The organism is Streptomyces globosus (assembly GCF_003325375.1).
Lineage (GTDB): Bacteria > Actinomycetota > Actinomycetes > Streptomycetales > Streptomycetaceae > Streptomyces > Streptomyces globosus_A.
Genome location: NZ_CP030862.1, coordinates 3,185,873 through 3,207,585, shown reverse-complemented (window position 1 = coordinate 3,207,585; position 21,713 = coordinate 3,185,873). Strand labels below are relative to the sequence as shown.

16 protein-coding genes and 1 tRNA gene are annotated in these 21,713 nt (G+C 77.2%); 7 read left to right on the top strand and 10 right to left on the bottom strand.

What is annotated here, in order from left to right:
* Positions 1-61: 61 nt before the first annotated feature.
* Positions 62-760, top strand: coding sequence for a hypothetical protein (locus C0216_RS13920; protein ID WP_114055585.1), 699 nt, complete (start codon positions 62-64; stop codon positions 758-760).
* Between the two features lie 88 nt (positions 761-848).
* Here the strand turns inward: C0216_RS13920 and C0216_RS13915 are convergent, their stop codons facing one another.
* The 4 genes from C0216_RS13915 to C0216_RS13900 all read right to left on the bottom strand — a co-directional run bounded on the left by C0216_RS13915 (position 849) and on the right by C0216_RS13900 (position 4,172).
* Entirely contained in the window at positions 849-1,490 is a 642-nt protein-coding gene (locus C0216_RS13915) for a DinB family protein (RefSeq protein WP_114055584.1), read from the bottom strand.
* 58 nt (positions 1,491-1,548) lie between these two features.
* Entirely contained in the window at positions 1,549-2,190 is a 642-nt protein-coding gene (locus C0216_RS13910; protein ID WP_114055583.1) for a HutD/Ves family protein, read from the bottom strand.
* A gap of 60 nt (positions 2,191-2,250) precedes the next feature.
* A complete protein-coding gene (locus C0216_RS13905) occupies positions 2,251-2,637 on the bottom strand; it encodes a hypothetical protein (RefSeq protein ID WP_162793195.1) in 387 nt (128 codons plus the stop codon).
* A gap of 173 nt (positions 2,638-2,810) precedes the next feature.
* On the bottom strand, positions 2,811-4,172 hold the full coding sequence (locus C0216_RS13900) for an FAD-dependent oxidoreductase (RefSeq protein ID WP_114055581.1): 1,362 nt from the start codon (positions 4,170-4,172) through the stop codon (positions 2,811-2,813).
* Positions 4,173-4,380: 208 nt separating this feature from the next.
* On the opposite strand from C0216_RS13900, the gene C0216_RS13895 reads away from it, so the two are divergent.
* On the top strand, positions 4,381-5,433 hold the full coding sequence (locus C0216_RS13895; RefSeq protein WP_114055580.1) for a PHP domain-containing protein: 1,053 nt from the start codon (positions 4,381-4,383) through the stop codon (positions 5,431-5,433).
* Positions 5,434-5,453: 20 nt separating this feature from the next.
* Positions 5,454-5,526, top strand: a tRNA-Cys gene (locus C0216_RS13890).
* Between the two features lie 126 nt (positions 5,527-5,652).
* Here the strand turns inward: C0216_RS13890 and C0216_RS13885 are convergent.
* Positions 5,653-6,621, bottom strand: coding sequence for a hypothetical protein (locus tag C0216_RS13885; protein WP_114055579.1), 969 nt, complete (start codon positions 6,619-6,621; stop codon positions 5,653-5,655).
* Between the two features lie 240 nt (positions 6,622-6,861).
* Here C0216_RS13885 and C0216_RS13880 point away from each other — a divergent pair, with 240 nt between their 5' ends.
* The 4 genes from C0216_RS13880 to C0216_RS13865 all read left to right on the top strand — a co-directional run bounded on the left by C0216_RS13880 (position 6,862) and on the right by C0216_RS13865 (position 8,855).
* Complete coding sequence (locus tag C0216_RS13880; protein ID WP_114055578.1) at positions 6,862-7,050, top strand: DUF6381 family protein; 189 nt, start codon at positions 6,862-6,864, stop codon at positions 7,048-7,050.
* Positions 7,051-7,160: 110 nt separating this feature from the next.
* Complete coding sequence (locus C0216_RS13875; RefSeq protein WP_114055577.1) at positions 7,161-7,667, top strand: mycothiol transferase; 507 nt, start codon at positions 7,161-7,163, stop codon at positions 7,665-7,667.
* 59 nt (positions 7,668-7,726) lie between these two features.
* A complete protein-coding gene (locus C0216_RS13870) occupies positions 7,727-8,305 on the top strand; it encodes a helix-turn-helix domain-containing protein (protein ID WP_114055576.1) in 579 nt (192 codons plus the stop codon).
* A 58-nt stretch (positions 8,306-8,363) separates the two neighbouring features.
* Positions 8,364-8,855 carry a hypothetical protein gene (locus tag C0216_RS13865; RefSeq protein ID WP_114055575.1) on the top strand — a complete coding sequence of 164 codons (492 nt, stop codon included), beginning with the start codon at positions 8,364-8,366 and terminating at the stop codon, positions 8,853-8,855.
* Positions 8,856-8,864: 9 nt separating this feature from the next.
* On the opposite strand, the gene C0216_RS13860 is transcribed toward C0216_RS13865, so the two are convergent.
* The 5 genes from C0216_RS13860 to C0216_RS13840 all read right to left on the bottom strand — a co-directional run bounded on the left by C0216_RS13860 (position 8,865) and on the right by C0216_RS13840 (position 21,672).
* Positions 8,865-10,751, bottom strand: a complete 1,887-nt coding sequence (locus C0216_RS13860; protein ID WP_114055574.1) for a hypothetical protein — start codon at positions 10,749-10,751, stop codon at positions 8,865-8,867.
* Positions 10,748-14,506 carry a vWA domain-containing protein gene (locus C0216_RS13855; RefSeq protein ID WP_114055573.1) on the bottom strand — a complete coding sequence of 1,253 codons (3,759 nt, stop codon included), beginning with the start codon at positions 14,504-14,506 and terminating at the stop codon, positions 10,748-10,750. Before C0216_RS13855 ends, C0216_RS13860 begins: the two co-directional genes overlap by 4 nt.
* Positions 14,503-15,666, bottom strand: coding sequence for an ATP-binding protein (locus tag C0216_RS13850; protein ID WP_114055572.1), 1,164 nt, complete (start codon positions 15,664-15,666; stop codon positions 14,503-14,505). Before C0216_RS13850 ends, C0216_RS13855 begins: the two co-directional genes overlap by 4 nt.
* A gap of 166 nt (positions 15,667-15,832) precedes the next feature.
* Entirely contained in the window at positions 15,833-20,806 is a 4,974-nt protein-coding gene (locus C0216_RS13845) for a DNA-binding protein (RefSeq protein ID WP_114055571.1), read from the bottom strand.
* On the bottom strand, positions 20,806-21,672 hold the full coding sequence (locus tag C0216_RS13840; RefSeq protein WP_114055570.1) for a DUF4132 domain-containing protein: 867 nt from the start codon (positions 21,670-21,672) through the stop codon (positions 20,806-20,808). The genes C0216_RS13845 and C0216_RS13840 overlap by 1 nt, the downstream gene beginning before the upstream one ends.
* Positions 21,673-21,713: the final 41 nt, after the last annotated feature.

The window sequence follows — 21,713 nt, the reverse complement described above, 5'->3', positions numbered from 1 at the left end:
CGCACCCCTGCGGCCGTCCGCCGGCTCCTTCATCCCACCGCACCAGGGAGCACCACACACGATGCGCACACGACGCTCCTTCCCCGTCCGCAGCGGACTCGGGGCCCTGATCCTGTCCCTGTTCCTGGCCCAGGCCGTGGCCTCGCCGGCCCCGGCCCGCGCCCACGGCTCCACGCTGAAGGTGGTGGTCACCGGGGAGCGGCAGGGCCGCGTCGCCACCGAGATCACCTGGGAGAACGACGGGGACGCCGTCGACGGGGCGGTCGCGGGCACGGTCGACGCGACCAGCGCCGACGGCACCCGGACCCTGGGCCCCTGGAAGCTGGTCCGGGACCCCGGCCCGGACCGAAAGGTCTGGAACACGGCCGAGGCCCTGCCGCCCGGCACCTGGAAGGTGACCGTCCGCGTGGGGTACCCGGCGCTCGGGCAGGCCGACGCCGAGGTGTCCGTACCGGTCGTGGACCCGGCGCCCTCCGGCGGCCCGGGCGGGACCGGCGCGCCTGCCTCCCCCGACGCCTCGGCCGGCACCGGTGGCTCCGGCGGCTCGGCGGCGCCCACGGCGCCCGTCCCTTCCGTCGCCGCCCCCGGCGATTCCCCCGCGGCCGCGCCCTCCGCATCGCCGTCCGACGGCGGCGGCGCCGGGACCGCCGGCGACGACAGCAGCGTGTGGTGGTGGACCACGGCGGGTGTCGCCGTGATCGCCCTCGCGGGAGCCGCCGTCGGCCTCCTGCTGCGCCGCGCCCGCGCCCGCCGACTCTGAGGGGCCGCGCAGGCAGCCACCGCCCCCGCCCGGCCCCGCGCGGCCGGGCGGGGGCCTTTGCCTGTGCCGGCGCCCCCTCCGGGTGCTGTCAGGAGCGGGCGGCGGTGTCGCGGTAGAGGTCGCGCAGGAGGGCGATCTCGGCGCCGTGGTGGAGGAGTTCCTGGTTGACCCACCAGACGATGTCGGCGAACGGCTCCTCGGCGTCGCTGCCGTGCGGGTAGGTGCAGTAGCCGACGGTGTCGAGGGCGGCCTCGTCGACGCCGAGCAGGGCATCGCGCCAGGCGGCCGCGCCGGCCTCGAACGCGGCGACCGCATCGGCGGCGCCGCCGGCGACGGGGTGGCGGTCGCGGGTGAGGGAGCGGCTGCCGGCGGTGTGGTCGGCGCGCAGGGCCAGCATCTCCGCGAGGTGGCTCAGCCGCCAGGCCAGGGTGGTGAACGGCGGCGGCCAGGGGTGCGGATAGGCGGCGGCGTCCCGGCCCCAGGGGCCGCAGCCGGCCAGCGCGGTGGCCCGGGGCCCGGGGCCGTCGGTACGCCGCCGGACCGACCAGCAGCCGGGGACGGGCTCCCAGAGCCACTCCCCGTCGGTGAGCGGGCCGTCCACGGCGGTGGCCGCTCCGTCACCACTGTCCATGACGGGGCCGCTCAGGCGGGCGGTGAGGCGTTCGCGCGCGAAGTCGAACTGCGCGAGCAGCAGCGCGAGTCGGGGCGGCGTCGCGGTGGGCGGTGTCACGGAGGGCTCCCGGGTGCGGTGTGTCGGCGCCGGCGCCTCCGGCCCGCGCGGCAGACTGTCACAGCCCCCGCACGCCCGCCACCGAATTGCGCCGCCGCCCGGGGCGGCCCTGCCGGCCCCCGTCGCCGAGGCGGACGACGGCGGTGCGGCCGGGGCTGTCGAGGACCGCAATGAAGGGGCCCCGGGCGAGGGCCGCGTCGTACCGGCCGAGGGCGGTGGCCGCGCCGTCCGCGGCGAGTTCGGCCGTACCCTCCAAGGGGACGACGAGCAGGGTCTCGCCCGGGGCGCAGGAGACGGCGAGCGAGCCGCGCACCACCGCGGTGTCCGCGGGGGCCGTACCGCGCCGGTACATCACGTTGAAGTTGACGACAGGGCCGCCGAGGAGCCGGCAGTCGGTCGGGGCGTCCCCGGGGAAGCGCTGCGGGACGTACCGCTCGTCGACGAGGCGGGGCGCACCGGCGACGGTGAGGTCCATGCCGGCGCCTTCGGCGAGCGTGAGCGTGCGGTCCACGCCGGGGAACGCGGAGAACGGGCCGTCGGAGGCCACGTCGGCGAGGCTGACGCGCCAGGCGAAGCCTTCCATGCCGGCGCCGGGCGGCCACGCGGCGATCTCGCGGGTGACGCCGCCGCCGTTCTTCCAGGCGACGGCCGCGCGGTCGGCGGCGCGCAGCACGCGCGGTCCGCGGTGGGGGGCCTGCATGTCGGTCCTTTCGTGCGGGGTCGCCGTCCCGCGGCGGCGCCCGGCGGGGCGGGAGCCCGTTCAGACGAGGTCCAGGCCGCGCGGCGGGACGAAGAGGTGCGCCGCCCGGTGCTCGGCTCCGACGAGGAGCGCACCGGCCGCCAGGTCCGACGCGGCGGTGTTCTCGACCCTGCGCCGGTGTTCGTCGCACCGGGCGCACGCCGGCGCCCAGTCGGGGAGCAGGTCCGGGTGGGTGAGGGCCATGTGGCGGGCGAGGCGTATGCGGGAGCCGGGCCCCCTGTCGGCGGGGTCCCAGTCGACGCCCTGCCCGCCCGTGAGCCAGAGTTCCGCCGCGGCCTCCTGTATCTCCATCATCGAGCGGTAGAGGCGGGCGCACTTGGTGCAGCCGAACATCCAGGCCGGGGGAAGCGGCCACACGTCCTCGGGACTGAGGTCATCGGCACTCATGGCGGCCACGGTAGCGGCGGCGCGGCGCCCGGTGCAGGTGTTCCGGCGGACCGGCCGGCCCTCCTGCGGGCCGGGCCCGGCCGCGGCGTACGGGGGCGGCGTCGGGCGGTGCGGCGTACGGGTGCGCGCGGGCCCGGGGCCGCCGGCGGCGGGTCCCGGGCCCGGGACGGGAGTTACGCGCCGCTCGCGCGGAGCATGTCCTCACGCTCGACGATCTTGATGCGCTCTCGGCCCTCGGGCTCGCCCAGCGCCTTCTCGGCGGCGTCGAGCCGGTACCAGCCCTCCCATGTCGTGTAGCGCACCTCGCGCTCGGCGAGGAAGGCCTCGACGGCCTCGGGGGCGGGCTCGGCCGGCGCGTGCAGGCGGCCCGCGGCGTGGTCCTCGAGGAGGTTGGCCACGGTCTCGTTCGCGTCGCCCTTGGTGTGGCCGATGAGGCCGATGGGGCCGCGGCGGATCCAGCCCGTGACGTACGTCGACTGCAGGTGCGCGCCGTTCTCGATGACGCGGCCGCCCTTGTCCGGGACGGTGCCGGACTCGACGTCCCACGGCAGCTTCGGCAGCTCGTCGGAGAGGTAGCCGACGGCCCGGTAGACGCCCTGGACGTCCCAGTCGGTGAACTGGCCGGTGCCCTTGACGTTGCCGGTGCCGTCGAGCTCGGTGCGCTCGGTGCGCAGGCCGACGACCTTGCCGTCCTCGCCGAGGATCTCGACGGGCGACTCGAAGAAGTGCAGGAACAGCTTGTGCGGGCGCTCGCCGGTGTCGCGGATCGCCCAGTTCTCCAGGGTCTTCGCCACCATGTCGGCCTGCTTGTTGGCGCGCCGGGTGGCGATGGAGCCCTCGTCGTAGTCGATGTCCTCGGGGTTGACGATGACCTCGATGTTCGGCGAGTGGTCGAGCTCGCGCAGCTCCATGGGGCTGAACTTGGCCTGGGCGGGGCCGCGGCGGCCGAACACGTGGATCTCGACGGCCTTGTTGGCCTTCAGGCCGTCGTAGACGTTCGCCGGGATCTCCGTGGGGAGCAGCTCGTCGGCGGTCTTGGCGAGGATGCGGGCCACGTCGAGGGCGACGTTGCCGACGCCGAGGACGGCGACCTTCTCGGCGTGCAGCGGCCAGGTGCGCGGGACGTCCGGGTGGCCGTCGTACCAGGAGACGAAGTCGGCCGCGCCGTAGGAGCCGTCCAGGTCGACGCCCGGGATGGGCAGCGCGCGGTCGGCGGTGGCGCCGGTGGAGAAGACGACGGCGTCGTAGAAGGAGCGCAGCTCGTCGAGGGTGATGTCGCCCGGGTAGTCGACGTTGCCGAAGAGGCGGACCTGCGGCTTGTCGAGGACCTGGTGGAGGGCGGTGATGATGCCCTTGATCCGCGGGTGGTCGGGGGCGACGCCGTACCGGATCAGGCCGAAGGGGGCGGGCATCCGCTCGAAGATGTCGATGGACACACCCGGCTCGGCGGCGGCCTCGGACTTCAGCAGCGCATCGGCGGCGTAGATGCCGGCGGGGCCGGCTCCGACGATTGCTACCCGCAGGGGGCGAGGCATGACAGGTTCCCTTCGACCGAAAAAGTGTGGATCACTGGGAACCCTAAGCTAAGGACACCCTTACCCGACACCCGCCCCCCGTTTATGACCCCATAACCAGAACTTATGACCTCCCAAAGTGGCCCTTGGAGAACCCTACTGGTGGGTACAGGAGCAGGGCGCAGGGCCGCGAACCGGGTCAGACTGGGAGGAAACAGGGAGGTTTCCGATGGACCCGGTCGCGGCGCTGGATCGGATCGCGTTCCTGCTGGAGCGGGCACAGGCACCGACGTACCGGGTCCGCGCCTTCCGCAACGCTTCAGCGGCGCTGGCCGGCCTGGGTCCCGACGACGTGGCGCGGCGGGCGGCGGCCGGGACCCTGGAACACGTCAAGGGCATCGGCCCGAAGACCGCCCAGGTCGTCCTCGAAGCCCTCGGCGGGGCCGTTCCCGGATACCTGCAGAAGCTGGAGGACGAGGCCGCGGCGCATCCCGCCGGGCCGCCCGCCTCCCCCGCCGCCCTCGCACTGCGCGCGGCCCTGCGCGGCGACTGCCACCTGCACTCGGAGTGGTCGGACGGCGGCAGCCCGATCGAGGCGATGGGCCGGGCCGCGGCCGCGCTGGGCCACGAGTGGGCCGTCCTCACCGACCACTCGCCGAGCCTGGCGGTCGCCCGGGGCCTGACGGCGGAGCGGCTGCGCGAGCAGCTCGACGTCGTGGCCGAGCTGAACGCCGGGTGGGCGCCGTTCCGGCTGCTGACCGGCATCGAGTGCGACATCCTCCTCGACGGCTCCCTCGACCAGGAGCCGGAGCTGCTGGACCGGCTGGACGTCGTCGTCGGGTCCGTCCACTCCAAGCTGCGGATGGACGGGCCCGCCATGACGCGCCGGCTGCTGACCGCCGTGGCGAACCCGCTGATGGACGTCCTGGGGCACTGCACCGGGCGGCTGGTGACCGGGCGGACCCGGCCGGAGTCCCGGTTCGACGCCGAGGCCGTCTTCGCGGCCTGCGCCGAGGCCGGGACCGCCGTCGAGATCAACAGCCGGCCCGAGCGGCTCGACCCGCCCCGCCGGCTGCTGCGGCTCGCCGTGGAGGCCGGAACCCTCTTCGCCGTCGACACGGACGCCCACGCCCCCGGCCAACTGGACTGGCAGCTCACCGGCTGCGAACGGGCCGCCGAATGCGGCGTCCCGGCGGACCGGGTGGTCAACACGTGGTCCGCGGAGGACCTCCTGGCCTGGACCCGCACCCGCCGGCCGCCGGGGCGGGGGCGAGCGGCGTAGGCTGTCCGCCGCCGCGGTGTGGGCGAGTAGCGCAGAGGTCGTCGCATCCTCCTGCAAAGAGGAATGACGCCGGTTCGAATCCGGCCCGCCCCACCGCGTGCGCCGGGCGTCGTCGCGAGGTGCCCTTGCGCGGCTCGGCCGCTCGGCCCCCCGGGGCATGGTCGCGGGGGCGGAGCCGGCGCGTGCGCAGCTCCGCCCCCGCGGGCTCACCCCCCAGCGTCAGCCGCGCGCCCCCGCCCGCGCCCTCGGCGCCCGGGCGGCCAACGCCAGCCCCGCCGACAGCGCGGCGACCGCCGCGCACAGCACCGCCGCGGCGCCCGCCCAGGGCAGCGGCGCGCTCACCGCGCCCAGCAGCGGGTCCAGGCCGCTGACCCCGCCGACCACGTGCAGGGCGACGACCCCGACCGCCGCGGCGGCACCGGCCCGCCAGGCAGCGTCGCCGCCCCGTACCGCCAGCAGCGCCCCGAAGCCCAGGCCGAGCAAGGCGGCGAGCAGCGGCAGCAGGGCCGCCGGCCCCGCGGCCGGCACCGCCGCCGGGTCACCGGGCAGGTGGAGGGCGCCGCAGAGCAGCAGCACTGCCGCCACGGGCCGCCGCAGCACGCGGCGCAGCCGCCGCGCCCGCACGTGCGCGGGCTGCGCGGACCCGTCCGCGGCCCGGCCGGCGGCGGGGTCCGAGTCCCGGTCCGCGGCGGGGTCGAGGGGGCGGCCCCGAGGGGCCCCCGCCGGGGCCGCGGCGGGGCGGCCGTACGGACGCGCGGGAGCGGCGGCAGCGCTGCCGCCGCCGTCCGTCCCGAGGATGCTGACGAGCAGGGCGACGTCCTCGACGGGCCGACCCACGGCGGCGGCGCGCAACGTGACGTCCTTCTCGGGCCCTTCTCCGGCGGCGTCGTCCAGCAGGGCGACCATCTCGCGCACTTCGTGCACGGGCCGCGCCACGGCCGCCGCGCGCAGCGCCTGGTGCCCGCGGTCCGGGTGCTGGCCCGTCTCCTTGAGGAGGCTGACCAGCTCGGCGACCTCCTCCAGCGGCCGGCAGGTGCCCGCCGTCTCCAGCAGCGTCCGTATCGGCTCGGCGGCCGCCGGGCCGGTGCCGTCGCCTGTCTCGTGGTCTGCCCGTTCGTCGGTGGCGGCAGGCTCGCGGGGACCGGCGGGCTGCGCCGCCGCGAGCGTCATGGGGTCAGGGTCGTTCATCTGAAGCTCCGTTCGCCGACGCGCGGGTCTGCGTAGTGCGCGCCGGTCAGCGTGCGCCATATGGATGCGCACGCCCGTTCCCATTCACGAGGACACGGCCGAACGGCGCCATCCGCGGCGGGCAAACGGGGGAACCGGCCCCGGTGGCCCCTCACCCGTCGGCGGCGGTTCGAGATGCGGCCCCGCGGCGCGGCTGTTTCGCTGGGTCCGCCCTCCTTCCCCCACACACGAGGAGTGATCATGGGCGTTACAGGCGAATCCGGCGGCCGGGTCCGGCAGTTGCGCGAGAAGGCACAGGAGCTGCAGCAGGCGGCCGAACGCTCCGGCGACCCGGACGAGCGCCGCCGCCTCCAGGACAAGGCGCGGCGCCTGCGCGAGCAGAGCGAGCAGGAGAGCCGGATCGACGACCGGGGTATGGACCCCATGTAGCGCAGCGCCGTCCGGGCCACCGGCCGGCGTGCCCCGCGGGGCTCCCGGCCGGTGCGCCGTACGGCGGCACGGGCGCGGGCACGGTTCGAGAACACGTCTGGGGACGGTGGATGAAGGCGACGCAGGTACTGGCCGACGGGTACGGGCGGATCCGGGAGGTGGTGCACGAGGTGGTGGACGGGCTGTCGGCCGAGGAGCTGAACATGCGGACCGGCCCGGACGCGAACTCCATCGCCTGGCTGGTGTGGCACCTGAGCCGGGTGCAGGACGACCACATCGCCGACGCCTCCGGGCAGGAGCAGGTCTGGACGGCGCAGGACTGGGCGGGCCGCTTCGCACTGCCGCTGCCCGCCGACTCCACCGGGTACGGCCACACCGCACGGGAGGCCGGCACGGTCCGGGTCGACTCGGGCGACCTGCTGCTCGGCTACCACGATGCCGTCCACGAGCAGAGCGCGGCCTTCCTCCGCGGGCTCGCCGCCGCCGACCTGGAGCGGATCGTCGACAAGCGGTGGGACCCGCCGGTCACCCTCGGCGTGCGGCTCGTGAGCATCCTGGCCGACGACCTCCAGCACGCCGGGCAGGCGGCGTTCGTACGGGGTCTGCTGGGCCGCTGACCCCCGGGCCCGTCCGGCGGAACGGCCGGGTCCGCCGGACAGACCCTAGGCTTGCCGGCATGGCGAACGACGACGCAGCGGTCCTGGCCTCCGTCGGCCCGCGGCTGCGCGCCCTGCGCAAGAACCGCGGCATCACCCTGACCGCGCTGGCCGACACCACCGGCATCTCGGTCAGTACCCTGTCCCGGCTGGAATCCGGGGCCCGCCGCCCCAACCTGGAGCTGCTGCTGCCGCTGGCCCGCGCCTACCGGGTCCCGCTCGACGAGCTCGTCGGCGCGCCGCCGGTCGGTGATCCGCGGGTCCGCCTGAAGCCGATCCGCCGGCACGGGGCGACGATCGTCCCGCTGACCCAGAACCCGGGCGGGCTCCAGGCCTTCAAGATGGTCATCCCGCCCACCCGCAGGAACCCCGACCTCCGCACGCACGAGGGCTACGAGTGGCTGTACGTCCTCAGCGGCACGCTCCGCCTGGTCCTCGCCGAACGCGACCTGCTCCTCCGCCCGGGCGAGGCGGCGGAGTTCGACACCCGCCTCCCGCACTGGTTCGGCAGCACGGGCGACGCCACGGTCGAACTCCTCAGCCTCTTCGGCCCCCAGAGCGAACGCGTCCACGTCCGAGCCCGTCCGAGCGGCTCGTAGCGAACCGGGCGTTGCAGGGGGCCTGCACGTCCCGCGGCGGTTCGGTGATCATGGCGGGATGGATGCAACCGAGCCGATCGTGTTTCTTGATGTCGACGGGCCGCTGATTCCGTTCGGGGCTTCGGAGCAGGAGCTGCCCGGGGGGTATCCCGCGTACGGCCCGGCCGACGAGGGGAATCCGCTGCTTGCGCGGCTTGATCCTGCGCTGGGGGCGCGGCTGTCGGCGCTGCCCGGGCGGCTGGTGTGGGCGACCACCTGGTCGGACGACGCCAACGCCGTCGTGGGGCCGCGGCTCGGAATGCCGGTGCTGCCCGTGGTGCGGTGGGAGCACGGCGGGGGGCGTTCCGGGCACTGGAAGCTGCCGTCGCTGCTCGCCTGGGCGGCGGGGCGGCCGTTCGTCTGGGTTGACGACGAGATCCGTGAGGCGGACCGGGCCTGGGTGGGCGAGTGCCACCCAGGCCCGGCCCTGTTGCACCGCGTCGACGCGCGGTTCGGGTTGCGGGACGCGGACTTCGCCCGCGTCGACGCCTGGTTGCGCGGCTGCCGCTGAGGTGCGGGCTCAGTCCCAGGAGGCGGCCACCAGGGCCCGTCGGGCCGCGGCCAGGTGGGTGGCCGCGGCCAGCCACGCCCAGGCGTAGGCGTCGGCCGACGGGTCGGTGAGGCGGCCGAACGCGTCGCGCGGCCGGCGGTCCGCCTCGGCGGCGAGGTCCGCGGCCAGTTCGGCCGCTGTGGTGAACCCGGCCCTGCGCAGCGGCCCGTACGCGGCGAGCGGCTCGGGCCCGCGCCCGGCCTCGGCGACGGCCCGGCGGCCTCCCGCGACGCCCGACTCCAGCAGCCGGTCGGCCCGCCAGAGCGGCGATTCGGCCAGCGGGTCGGGGCCCGGTTCGGCGGGCGGGGTCTGCGGGGCGGTGCTCCTGGGCGGGAAGTTGTCGCCCTGGAGGCGGTCGTAGCCGAGGTCGGCGCGGCCCAGCAGCCCGTCGGGCAGCCGCAGTGTGTACGCGGCGCCCGGGACGGGCCCGACGGCCAGGGGCCGCAGGGTGGCGGCCCGGTCGAGGTCGGGGCGGCCGAGGACGCGCAGCGCGAGGCCCGGATGGGAGGCGATCCGGCGGAGGTTCTCCAGGTGCGGCAGTTCGGGGTGCGGGTGGGCGGCGCGCAGCCGCAGCACCGGCCCGTCGGGGCGGTCCTCCCGTACCAGGAGGTCCTCGCCTGCCGGGCCGAGCACCGTGACGTCGCAGCCCAGCAGAGCCGGGCCGGCGCCGTCCGGGTCGGGGTCGGCGAGCTGCGCGGCGACCGCCTCGGCCGCCGGGCGGGCGAACAGCGCGGCGGCGGGCTCCCCGGTCCAGGGGATGCCGGGCATCGGGTGGGCCTGTACGCCGCGTCCGGCGCCGAGCCGGCCGTCGGGCGAGACGGTGGCGCCCGCGATGCGCAGGCCGCCGCGGGCGAGGCCCGCGTGGTCGAGGGCGGCGCCGCCGAGGACCACCGAGGCGGAGCCGGCGCCCTTGGCGCGGGCCAGGCCGCCCGGGCGGACGTCCGACAGGGAGTGGCGTCCGCCGTCCTGCGACAGCAGGTGGGTGACCACTCCCCCGTATCCGGTGGCGGACAGCACCGGTTCCCGGCACAGCCCGTACACCCGCAGGTGGCCGCCCTGCCGGTAGCTGCGCCGGGAGGTGCCCGTCCACGCGGGGTCCGCGGTGCCGGAAGCCAGCAGGGCGGCGGTCTGGAGGAGTTCCAGGAAGGACGCGGCGAGGTCGGCGAGGCGGTGGCTGCCGCTGCGCTCGCGCGCCGCGCGCAGGCCGCGTACGAGGCGCAGGGTGGCGGCCTCGGCGCGCGGCAGGCCGGCGACGCGGGCGCTGTGGGCGGCGCGCAGCAGTTCGGCCTGGACGACGGTCCCGGCGGCGGTGGCGCCGGCGGCGAGTGCCTCGGCGCCGGCCCGCCACAGGGCGACGGCTGCGGCGGCCTGCGCCGCGCTGAGGGCCGGCGGCGGCGCGTCCGGCCCGCCGGCCGGGCTCGCGGGGCCGCCGGCGGCTGCCGGGGAGGTTGCGGTTGCCGCCTGCCCGCCGGTGCCGTCGGCCGCGGCGGCTGCCGCGGTCGCGGCCGGCCGGGCGGGGTCTGCCGCCGTCTCCGGCTCCGGTGCGGCCGGTGTGTCCGCGAGCGGGGCCGCGCCGAGCGCGGCGGCCCGGTGCAGGCAGCGGGGCGCGAGCAGGCAGGTGCAGACGGCCCGTTCGGGGGTGTCGACGGCGCCGCCGGGGCCGGGCCGCAGGGTGACGACGGCGTCCTCGCCGAACCGGATGGTGACGGTGCCGTCCGCAGCGCGCTCGGCCGGTGTCGCGCCCGTGGCGCAGCCCTCGACGGCGGCGTCGAGCTTCTTGCGCAGCCGCGCGGTGAGGTGCTCGACGGCTTCGGCGAGGACCTCGGGGGCGACGGGCGGCAGCAGGTCGGTACTCAACGGGTTTCTCCACGGAGGCGGTCGCCCACCCAGCGGGCGAGGGCGAGCGGGCTGAGGGCGGCCACCGGCATGCCGGCCGCGACGAGCTGCCGCGCGACGGACACCGAGTAGCGGGGGGTTCCGGTGTCGTCGAGGGCGGCGCAGCCCATCAGGTGGGCGCCGGACGCGGCGAGCGCCCGCACCTCGCCGAGGAGTCCGCCGATGGGGGCGCCCTCCTCGAAGTCGCTGACCACGACGACGAGGGTCCGGCTCGGCACCGTGATCAGGGAGCGCGCGTGGGCCAGGCCCGCGGCGATGTGGGTGCCCCCGCCGACGCGGACCTCCAGGAGCAGCGACAGCGGGTCCTCGACGCGGTCGGTGAGGTCCACGACCTGGGTGGAGAAGGCGAGGAAGTGCGTCGACAGGGTCGGTACGCCGCCCAGGACCGCGGCGGTGAGCGCCGACCAGATGACGGACGCCTCCATGGAGCCGGAGACGTCGACGACGAGGACCAGCCGCCAGTCGGCCTCGCGGCGGGCCCGCGTGTGGAAGACGGGCCGCTCGGGGACGACGACGAGGCGTCCGTCGTCGAGCCGCCGCGTGTGCGCCAGGTTGGCCCGCAGGGTGCGGTCCAGGTCGAGCCGCCCGCCGGGGCGGCGGCTGGGGCGCGGCGTGTTGAGGCCCGACAGGGCGGGGCGCAGCCGGGTGGCCAGCTCCTTGGCGAGTTCGTCGACCAGGCGCCGCACGAGGGGGCGCAGGCGGGCGAGCTGGGCCTCGGGCAGGCCGCCCGCGAGGGACAGCACGGAGCTGAGGAGTTCCACGGAGGGCCGTACGGACGCGGGGTCGAGCTGCGTCAGCACGTCGCTGCGGCCGGTGTCGGCGGCGGCGGCGAGGACTTCCTCGCGGACGTCCGCGCCGAAGAGCGCCTGCAGTTCCTCGGCCCATTCGCGGGCCGTGGGGAAGGAGGCGTCCTGGCCGCCGCCCGTGCCGGAGCCGGCGCCGGTGCCGCCGTCGAGGTCGGCGGAGCCCTCGCCGCGGCCGGTGCCGTACAGCTCGTCGAGGGCGCGGGCGTACCGGCGGGCGCCGGCGGGGAGCCGGTCGCGCTGCCGGCCGAGGAGCAGCCGCCAGCGGTCGGCGGGTCCGAGCCGTACGGCGCCCCCTGCGGCGCCGGTCCCCACGGGATCCGCGTCCGCGGGCGGTGCGGGCACCGCGGCCGGTGCGGGCGGCCCGGCCTGCGCTCCGTCCGCGGCGGCGCCGGCCGCCTCCCCGTCCGCTGCGGAGTACGCGGCGGTTGCCGGTGCGGCCGGCGGTCGTGCGCCGGCTTCGGCGGCGGCCGGGTCCGCGGCGGCCGGGTCCGCGGCGGCCGGGTCCGCGGCGGCGGGGTCTGCGGGGGCGGGGCGGTCCGGACGCGGGAGGGCCTTCAGGGCGGCGGCTCCGGCGGCGTCCGCGGCCGCCCACAGGGCGAGCAGCGCGGGCGGTGCGTCGAGGGTGAGGTCGATGCGGTCGCCGAGGCGTTCGGTGACGGTGGCCAGGAGCCGCTCGCGGGCGGCGGGGGCCAGCGTGTCGAAGCCGCCGCGGAGGGCCGGGAGCCGGTCCAGGAAGTCCGTGTCGGCGAGTGAGTCGACGCGGTCCAGCACGGGGAGGAGTGCGGCCGCGGAGGACTGCAGCAGCGGCCCGGCCGCGGTGAGCAGCCCGCCCAGACGGCGCGTCAGCGCGCGGCGCGCCTCGAGGGTGGAGGCGCCGTCGATCCAGCCGGCGGCGCGGGCTCCGAGCCCGTCGGCGGGGTCGAGGTCGAGCAGGACCCGTACGGCGAGGGCCGCGCCCTGCATCAGGGGGGAGCCGTCGGCCGCGAGCGCGGTGAGGGCGTCGTCCATCCGCAGGCCGAGGTGGCGGCCGGCGGCCCGGTCGGCGAGGGCGACGAGCGCCCGTGCGTCGGCGGGGTCCTCGCTGCCGGCCAGGCCGGGCAGGGCGCGTACGGCGGCCTCGACGAGTTCGCCGGTGAGGGCGCCGGCGGCCTCGCACAGGCCGTCCGAGTCCAGCGGGAAGTGCCCGCGGGCGAGCCCTTCCAGCAGGTCGAGCGCTTCGAGGAGTTCGGGCAGGGCCGCGGTCTGCGGCAGGACGGCGGCGGCCTCCTCCAGGCGTGCACCGGCCAGTTCGGGCAGGTCGCAGCGGGCAGCGTCGGCCAGGCCGGCGAGGATCTGCTGCGGGGTCGGTCCGCCGTCGGCGGCGGCCCGGCGGGCGGTCTCGCCGAGCGTTCCGGCGGCGGCCTGGGCCGCGGTGACGCCGCGGGCCCCGGCGAGGTCCAGCCGGGCCGGGACGGACGGCGTCCACTTCAGCCGCCACTTGGTGCCGAGCGCGGTGCCGTCGCCGGTGCCGGCCACGTCGAGGGCCTCTCCGTATCCGGCGCCGAGGACGGCGAGGCGCTGTAGGAGCACCTCGCGCCGGCGGTCGAGCGGGGAGCGCAGGGGGTCGAGGCGGATCTCGCGGGAGGCGGGGTCCTGTGGGCCGGGCAGCCGCAGTTCGGTGAGCTCCGCTTCGACGCCGGGCCCGAGGCCGGAGCGCGGGGCGTGCGGGGTGATGCGGCCGCGGCCCGTGCCCACGAACACGGCTTCGAGGGCGCGGGCCAGGGCCCGGCCGCGGCCGAGGGGCTCGCCCTGGCCGAGGACGGTGGTGACGGCCTCCAGGAGTTCGCCGCGTCCGGGCGCGGGCAGGCCCCGCAGGGCGGCCAGGTCGCAGGCCAGGCGCAGGGCTTCGGCGGCCTCTCCGGTGCCGGCGGTGTGGCCGGCGCGGCGCAGCTCCCGGCACAGGCCGGTGAGCGCGTCGGATGCCGCGGTGCGGAGCCGCCCGGGGTCGCCGCCCGCCTCCAGGACGGCCTGCTGCCAGCGGGGGTCGCGAATGCCGGCGGGGTAGCCGGAGCGGGAGTCGAGCAGGTCGAAGGAGTACGGCACGAGCGAGGTGACGGCGGCCTCGGCGTCCCCGGCGGCGTCCCCGCTGCCCGTGCCCGCGCCGTCGGTGTCGAGGAGCGCGGCGTCGAGGAGCGCGGGCGCGTGGAACGCGCCGATGACGGCGGCGACGCGCCTGCCCCCGGCTGCCGCGCCGGCGATGACGCGGCGCATCCGCGCCTCGCGGGCCAGGTCCGCGGCGGGGACGTCGGCGTCCTGGCGCAGTGCCCAGCCGACGCCGAGGGCGGCCCGGCGGACGGCCTCGGGCGTGCAGCCCGGAGCGAGCACCTCGACGGCGCGGTCCCACATGTCGTCGCCGTCGCGGCCGGTGCCGGAGGCGCTGAGCGCGTCCGCGTACGTACGCCCGCGCACGGCCGGGCCGTCGCCGTCGGCGGCGCCCGGCGCCGCGTCCGAGGCCTGCCCGGGGGTCCAGCCGGGGTCGCCGAGCGGCAGGTCGCAGCACAGCACCTCGGCGCCGTGCCGGCGGGCCCACCGGATCGCCGCCAGCTCCGGGGAGAAGTCGGCGAACGGGTAGAACGCCAGGCCGCCGCCCCGCCCGGTGCCGGCGAGGGCGACGGGGGCGACGGTCTCGGGGTCGGCCAGGTGGTCCAGCCACGGCCGGAAGTCGGCGGGCAGCTCCACGCAGACGGCCTCGGCGCCGGAGGCGTCCAGCAGCGCCGGGACGACGGCGGCGAGGGCCGGGCTGTGGTGGCGTACGCCCAGCAGGTAGGGCTGCCGGGACGCGGCGAGGGCGTCCACGGCGGCCCGCGGGTCGGCGGCGCCCGGGCCGGGGCCGGCCGGAGGCGTCGGCGCGCCCGCGGTGAGGGTGGTCATCGCAGGCTCCCGCGCAGGTCCCACAGGCGGCGCCACATGGCCGAGCCGTCCTCGGCGCGGCGGCGGACCGGGCCGTCCCAGTAGCCGAGCAGGCGGCCGTGGTCGGCGGGGTCGTCCTTGCGTACCACGCCGAGGAGATGGCCGGGCAGCAGGTCGAGGACGTCGCCGCCCGGCAGGTACGCGGCCGCGACGCCCAGGGAGGCGGCCACCTGGACGGCTTCGGCGGTGGACATCACGGTGCCGGGGCGCTCCACGTCCCAGCCCTCGGCGGAGCGGCCGGAGCGCAGGTCGCGGAAGACGGTGACGAGGGCGTCGAGGACGGCGTCGTCGACGCCGAAGGAGGCGCCGGCGCGCTGCACGGCCGCGACGGCCTGGCGGCGGATCAGGGTGGCCTCGGCGTCCGCGTCGGCGATGGGGTCGACGGTCTCGAAGTTGAAGCGCCGCTTGAGGGCGGCGGACATCTCGGAGACGCCGCGGTCGCGGAGGTTGGCGGTGGCGATGACCGTGAAGCCGGGGGCGGCGCTGACCACGGCGTCCTCGGTGGCGGTCAGTTCGGGGACGCTGACGCGCCGGTCGGACAGGATCGACACCAGCGCGTCCTGTACCTCGGGCAGGCAGCGGGTGATCTCCTCGACGCGGACGACGCGGCCGGTGCGCATGGCGGACAGGACCGGGGAGTCGACGAGTGCCTGCGGGGTGGGGCCCTGGGCGAGGAGGAGGGCGTAGTTCCAGCCGTAGCGGAAGGCGTCCTCGGTGGTGCCGGCGGTGCCCTGCACGGTGAGGGAGCTGGTGCCGCTGACAGCGGCGGCGAGGAGCTCCGACAGCATCGACTTGGCGGTGCCGGGCTCGCCGGTCAGGAGCAGGCCGCGCTCGCCGGCGAGGGTGACGACGCAGCGTTCGACGAGGGCGCGCTCCCCGACGAACTTGGGGGCGATCTTCATCTTGGCGGGCAGTCCGGTCCGGCGCCCGCGCAGGGTGAGCTCCTCGCCGTCGCTGCCGCAGACGAAGGTCACGACGGCGCGCGGGGTGAGCGCCCAGCCGGGCGGGCGGGGGCCGGTGTCCTGCGCGGCGAGGAAGGCGAGTTCGTCGGCGTACCGCTCCTCGGCGGGCAGCGTCTGGCGGGCCGGGGCGGGCGGTTCTTGGGTGGCGGTGGTGGTCATGGCGGGTCCTCGGTACGTGGGAGACATCGGAAGAAGGAACGTCGGGGAGGGGAGCGGGAAGAAGGGGCGGGCCCGGGATGCGGGGCGGCCCGCCGGGCCGGCTGACGTCCCCGTGAAGGGACGGCAGCCGGCCCGGCGGCGGTTCTCGGCCCGCGGGGGCCTGCGGTCAGCGGCGGCGTGCGCGGGTGCGCTTGACCTTGAGCTGCTCGAAGCGGGGGGCGTCGCCGTCGGCGACCCGCTGCCAGGCCCGCCGGTACAGGTCGGCGACAGGTTCGGCCGGGACGAGGACGCCCAGGGCGGGGCGGGCGCCGGCGGCCAGGCCGTACAGCGGGAGCTTCCACTGCTCCAGCGGCAGGACCGGGGTGTGCATCTCGGCCCAGCCGCCGGGCAGGAACAGCGTGCGCCCCGCCCGGGTCCGGCCGGCCGTCACCACCAGGTCCGTCGCCCCCAGTTCCGCCCGCGCCGCCTTCATCCGGGCCGGCTTCCAGCCCGTCCAGCGCACCGTGTTCCGGTCCGTCGGGTCCGGCATCGCCAGCAGCATCAGGTACAGCACCGCCGCATCCGCACCCAGGCCGCACGCCTCCTGCACGGCGGCCACCACCTCCGGAACCGAACGCCCCGGATCCTGCGGCCACCACGTCCCCCCGGCATCGGCACCGCCCGCCGCCGGCGCCCCCGGATCGGCCAGCAGCGCCGCGAACCGCGGGTCCCGGACGCACCGCAGCGCCGCCTCGACCGAGGTCTCGGCCTGGTCGTCGCCGCGCAGGGCGGGCAGGTACGGGTCGGAGCCGGTGGAGTCGAGGAGGCTGGTGCGCAGTGCGGGGCGCGGGCGGTCGTCGTGGGTGGCCATGACGACGGCGCCGTACCGCTCGTAGCCCTCGCCCGTCTCGGTGGGGGTGCCGGCCGCCTTGCGGAAGCCGGGCAGGTCGGCGTAGTAGCCGAGGTCGAGGAGGAGTCCGGGGGCGGCGAGGCGGCCCCGGACGGCGGTCAGGGCGCTCGGCAGGGCGGCCCGCATGGGGTCGCCGGCGGGCAGCCGGTGGGCGAGCCATGCCGTCAGCCCGAGGGTGGTGGTCAGCACGGCCGAGGTGAAGGCCGGGCCGTTCGGGTCGCAGGGCTCGACGCGGTCGCGGTTGACCTTCCACGCGGTGTCGGTGCCCAGTACGGCGGACTCGCCGGGGTTGAGGACGTCGCCCAGCGCGTCGTGCACGGCGCCGGCGGTGCGCACGGCGCGGTTCGCCTCGGCGAGCAGCCACTCGGGGACGGGGGTGCGGCGGCCGACGCGGCGGTTCCAGACCTCCGCGGCGGCGGCCGCGTCCGGGCCGTCGGTCCACAGCCGCGCCGGGTCGGCGGGCAGCAGCGCCGCGACGACCTCGCGCCGCACCTCCAGCGGTACGGCCTTGAGCTGGTTGCGGGCGATCTTGGCGTCGGCGGCCTTGATGCCGAGGGCGGTGCGGAGTTCGGCGGGCAGGAAGTGGTGCTCGTAGCTGTCGATGTTGGGCAGGCCGGCGATCAGCAGCCGTGCGGCGGTCGCGGTGACGCCGGTGAGGCGGGCGAACTCGTCGGCGGCTTCCGGGTGCAGCGGTGCCGGCCCGCGGGCGGCGGCCTCGGTGAGGAAGGCGGCCAGCCAGCCGGGGCCGCGGTGGCGGTCGCCGAGGGGGGATTCGCCGCTCGGCGTGTACGGGCCGGGGACGGTGAACCGGCCGGACGGGTCGTACAGCAGGGCCCCGAACACGCGCCCGCCGGGCACGGCTTCGGTGTCCTCGGTGATGCCGAGGGCGGCTCCGCCGCCGAGCGGGAGCACGCTGCGGTGCGACACGTTGCGGTCCCGGCCGTCAGGGGTGGTGAGGTGGCGGTCGTCGAGGTGGACGCGGACGCGGCGCCAGCGGTCGGCGGACTCCTGGGCGGAGGCCAGTCCGAGGGCGTCGATCTGCGCGAGGACGGTGCACAGGGCCGCCCGCTGCGCGTCGTTCGCGGCGGGCCCGACGGCCCGGTAGGCGATTGCCGCGGGGTGGTCGAGCATCGCCGTGAACGGCAGGCCCGAGTGGTCCAGAGCGGGTGCGTCGAAGTGCAGCCGGCCCGGTACGGGGGCGGCGCCGGTGTCGGCGGACGCGGCGGCGAGGCGGTGCAGGAAGCGGTGGGCGACGTCCCGGTCCGCGTTCCAGTGGTAGTAGCCGCTGCCGATGACGCCGCGCAGGGCGCCCGCGAGGAGCTGGTCCGTTGGGCCCGCCGGCTCGGCGGGCCGGGCGGGCTCGGCCTCGCCGGGGTTGAGGCGGGCGGCGATCGCGTCGAGCGCCCGCTGCTGCTTGAGGGCGAACCGCGCGACCTCGATGATGCCGGCGATCAGCCTGGTGTCGGTGACCTGCGGGAGGACCGCGCGCACCAGGTCGGGCAGGTCCTCGGTCCTCTCGGCGGTGGCGACCGCCTTCATCAGCGCGGCGGCGGTGTCGGCGCCGGCGGCGCGCAGGGCGGCGGAGCCCTCGGGGTCGCGGGGGCGCAGCGCGTACCAGAAGGGCAGCGGCGGCAGCTGGACGACTCCGGTGGAGAAGCCGTCGCTGCGGTGGTCGCCGCCGGTGACGGTGGTGACGACGCCGTCCGGGTCGGTGATGGACAGGGTGCGCCAGTTCTGCGTCAGCGCGCGCGGCCGGTCGTCGCCGGGGACGGCGAGGGCGGCGACGGGCATGCCGCGGTCCTCGGGGAGGCGGACGCTGCGGCCGGCGGTGTCGCGGCCGTACCAGCCCTGGCCGGGGATGCGGACGGCGTGCCAGCCGAGGAGCCCGTCCGCGGCGGGGCCGAGGGCGGAGCCGTCGACGGCGGGCGCGGGGCGCAGCCAGGCGGCGCCGGCGGAGAGGGTGCTGTCGGCGGGGTGGCCGCGCAGGGCGTCGGCGAGGAACGCGGGCTGCGAGAAGCGGCCGCGGGCCCCGTCGGCGGGGTCGTACTCGCACCAGCCGCCGCCGTTCTCCTGCTCGCGGCGCTGCCACACCCAGTACGAGGTGCCGTCGCACAGCACGGGCCGCTCGGGCGGGAGGGCGGTGTCGCCGGCGTGGAGGATGCCGCCGCCGGTGGTGCGGCCGCCGCCGGGCAGGGGCAGGCTCACGTCGGCGGAGCGCAGCGACCAGTGGTTGCGGTCGCCGCCGACGGTGAAGACGTTGGCGGGGTCGGTGTGCCAGTAGCCCTTGACCTCGCTGGTGTTCCAGGAGGACCAGAAGACGAGCAGGGCGCCGTCGACGTAGTGGAAGCCGTGGCGGTAGGCGTTGCCGGCGGGGGCGCGCAGGTCGTGCGTGAGGACGGTGGAGTCGGCGTCGATGACGCGGACCTGCCGCTCGTTGGCGACGATCAGGTACGGCCAGGCCTCGACGACGGTCAGGGAGTCGCCGTGCCGGGTGGTGCGGGCGGGCTGCAGCTCGGCGAGGGCGGTCTCCCAGGCCGGCCAGGAGAGCTCCTCGAAGAGGCCGCTGCGCAGGGTGCGGGCGGTGATCTCGCCGAGGTCGGCGGCGGCCGCGGCGGCCACGCCGTCGCGGGCCAGTTCGAGGGCCTCGGCGGGCAGCCAGGACAGGCGCTGGATGGCGTCGGGGAGGCGGGGCAGGCCGGGGGCGGTGGAGCGGGCGGCGACCTCCTGCATCCACTCGGTGAGCATGGTGCGGCCGCCGGGTGCGGCGGCGAGCCGGCGCATGGCGTCCGCCCCGCTCTGCGCGTCGTTGAAGGCGTACGCGGCGCGCTGGAAGGCGGGCCGGAAGCGCGGGTCGGCGGCGAGCGCGACCAGGTCGCGGCGGGTGTCGCCGGCGGCCCAGTCGGCGAGGTTCATGTTCCTGTCCCGGTGGTGGCGGCGCTGCTTCGTGCCGTCCTCCTCGGGGTCGGCGACGGGGATGCCGAGGGACAGCAGCAGGTCGAGGAGGTCGACGTCCTGGGCGCCGATCCGCAGGCCGGCCTCGCGGTCCGGCGCCGAGGTTTCGGCGCGCAGCCGGTCGGCGGCCCGCTCCACCAGGTCGAGGAGGGCAGGCAGGGCGGGGCGGCGGCCCCAGCCGCTGTGGCGGGCGGCGTGGAAGCGCTCCAGCCAGCCGGAGGTGCCGTCGGTGCAGCGCTCTTCGGCGGGCAGCCCTGCGTCGATGAGGCCGGCGGTCGCCCCGGACTCCTCCAGGACCTCCAGCCACAGGTCGGTGAGGTCGCCGTCACCGCCGGGCGGCATCAGTTCGAGCAGGGTGCCGCGGACGGCGGGTTCGCGCCGGGCGAGCGCGACGAGCGCGGTGCGGTGGGCCTTCCACCAGCCGTACGCGGCGCGCAGGGTGGCGGGCAGCGGCAGCAGTTCGGCCAGGTAGTCCTGCTCGGCGCGGTTCCCGGTGATCCCGGCGGCGCGGGCGAGGCGGCGGAGCTCGGTCGCGGCCTGCGCGGACGGCGGCAGGCCGCCGGCGGTGCGGCGCACGCACAGGCGCACGAAGCGGGCGTGGGCCTCCTCGGGGCCGACGCGGGCGGAGAGCGCCTTGGCGTAGCCGGTGAGTACCTTCACGGGGAGGGCGCCGACGAGGGCGAACTCCAGGAAGACCGCGTCGAGGCGGTCCTCGTCGACGGCGAGGCCGTGCTGGGCCTCGGCGTCGCGGGCGCGGCCGAACAGCTGGGCGGCGTAGGTGGTGTTCTCGACGGCGAGGAAGAGGCGCGCGGCCTGCTCGTAGAAGACGGGCAGGAAGTGCGGGACGGCGGCGGCGAGCCGGCCGGCGAGTTCGTGGCAGGCGTCGAGGGCGGCCTTGGGCTTGTTCTTGGCCTGGCGGGCGACCCGGTCGAGTTCGGGGACGACCGCGAGGGCGTGGTGGCCGTCCTCGGGGTGGTGGACGAGGACCCATTCGGGGAAGCCGAGGGCCTGGCGCTGGCCGAGGCCGACGACGGGCGGCTCGGCCGCGTCGGGGACGAGCCCGAGGAAGCCGGCGGCCAGGTCCTCGGCCGGGCCCAGTTCGGCGGCGGCGAGGCGGACGACGACGCGGCCTTCGGGCAGGGCGGGGTGCCGGTAGGCGCGGGCGGTCAGGTCGACGGCGGACGGGCCGGCGTCGGGGGTGCCGACCGGGAGGACGGCGCCCGCCTTCAGGAGCTGTTCGGCCCGGAGGGCGGTGGTGGCGGTCGTCGCGGTCGTGGTGGTGGTGGTCGTGGTCGTCATCACGCGTCCTTGCCCTCTTCGATCTTGCGGCCGGCGTAGAGCGCCGCGGCCATGCGCATCCCCTCGGACCAGGCGACCGGGCCGACCTCGGCCAGGCGGACCGTCCGGCCGTCCGCGTCGTGCCAGGTCAGTGCACCCGTCGCGGTCTCGGCGTCGTAGTAGGGCTCCCCGATCCAGACGGCAGCCTCCACGCCGCGCCCCGAGTCGCGGACCGCGCAGGTGGCGTAGCCGCCGGAGACCCGGTAGCCGAGCGAGGTGGCGCGGGCCGCGAGGCCGAAGCGGTGGGGGAAGACGCCGCCCGCGTAGTCGCGGACCTCGGTGGCCTTGTCCTCCAGCCCCTCCGGCTTGTGCCAGGTGGCCCGGTGGATCTGCTCGACGCGCTGCACGATGCCGAGTTCGGCCGCGAAGTCTCGTACGTCGTCCAGGTCGGGCAGCAGCACCGGGTGCGGCAGGGTGACGGTGCGCGGCGAGAGCCGTACGGTCTCGCCGTCCAGGTTGACGACCTTCAGCTCGCCGGAGGAGGTCGCGTCGCGGAGGAAGCCGACCTCGTCCGGGTCGTCGCCGACGACGGCCGTGTCGCGCAGCGCGCCCTGCCAGGCCTCGTCCTGCCAGACGCTCGCGAGGAGCGCGGTCGGGACGGGCAGCGAGGACACCATCCACGCGTCGACCTGCGCGGTGCAGGCCGCCTCGTGCCGGTCGAGCCATTCGGCGAGCCTGCGCAGCCGGTCCACCTCGGGGTGCTCGCGCAGGGCCTTGGGCAGGGACTTCAACTGCCGTCCCGCAGCCCGCCCGGTGGCGGACCGAGCCGCCACCTTTCCGTCGATCAGGGCGATTTCGTACCCCTCGCCCGCTGCCAGCCATGCCATCAGTACGTGCCTCTCCGCCTGCCCGATCCGGTTCCGCGCAG

Coding starts and splice junctions, on each gene's coding strand:
- C0216_RS13910 (WP_114055583.1), bottom strand. CDS start 2,190: ATGCAGGCCCCCCACCGCGGACCGCGCGTGCTGCGCGCCGCCGACCGC.
- C0216_RS13870 (WP_114055576.1), top strand. CDS start 7,727: ATGGCGAACGACGACGCAGCGGTCCTGGCCTCCGTCGGCCCGCGGCTG.
- C0216_RS13885 (WP_114055579.1), bottom strand. CDS start 6,621: ATGAACGACCCTGACCCCATGACGCTCGCGGCGGCGCAGCCCGCCGGT.
- C0216_RS13875 (WP_114055577.1), top strand. CDS start 7,161: ATGAAGGCGACGCAGGTACTGGCCGACGGGTACGGGCGGATCCGGGAG.
- C0216_RS13865 (WP_114055575.1), top strand. CDS start 8,364: ATGGATGCAACCGAGCCGATCGTGTTTCTTGATGTCGACGGGCCGCTG.
- C0216_RS13850 (WP_114055572.1), bottom strand. CDS start 15,666: ATGACCACCACCGCCACCCAAGAACCGCCCGCCCCGGCCCGCCAGACG.
- C0216_RS13905 (WP_162793195.1), bottom strand. CDS start 2,637: ATGAGTGCCGATGACCTCAGTCCCGAGGACGTGTGGCCGCTTCCCCCG.
- C0216_RS13855 (WP_114055573.1), bottom strand. CDS start 14,506: ATGACCACCCTCACCGCGGGCGCGCCGACGCCTCCGGCCGGCCCCGGC.
- C0216_RS13880 (WP_114055578.1), top strand. CDS start 6,862: ATGGGCGTTACAGGCGAATCCGGCGGCCGGGTCCGGCAGTTGCGCGAG.
- C0216_RS13920 (WP_114055585.1), top strand. CDS start 62: ATGCGCACACGACGCTCCTTCCCCGTCCGCAGCGGACTCGGGGCCCTG.
- C0216_RS13895 (WP_114055580.1), top strand. CDS start 4,381: ATGGACCCGGTCGCGGCGCTGGATCGGATCGCGTTCCTGCTGGAGCGG.
- C0216_RS13840 (WP_114055570.1), bottom strand. CDS start 21,672: ATGGCATGGCTGGCAGCGGGCGAGGGGTACGAAATCGCCCTGATCGAC.
- C0216_RS13845 (WP_114055571.1), bottom strand. CDS start 20,806: ATGACGACCACGACCACCACCACCACGACCGCGACGACCGCCACCACC.
- C0216_RS13900 (WP_114055581.1), bottom strand. CDS start 4,172: ATGCCTCGCCCCCTGCGGGTAGCAATCGTCGGAGCCGGCCCCGCCGGC.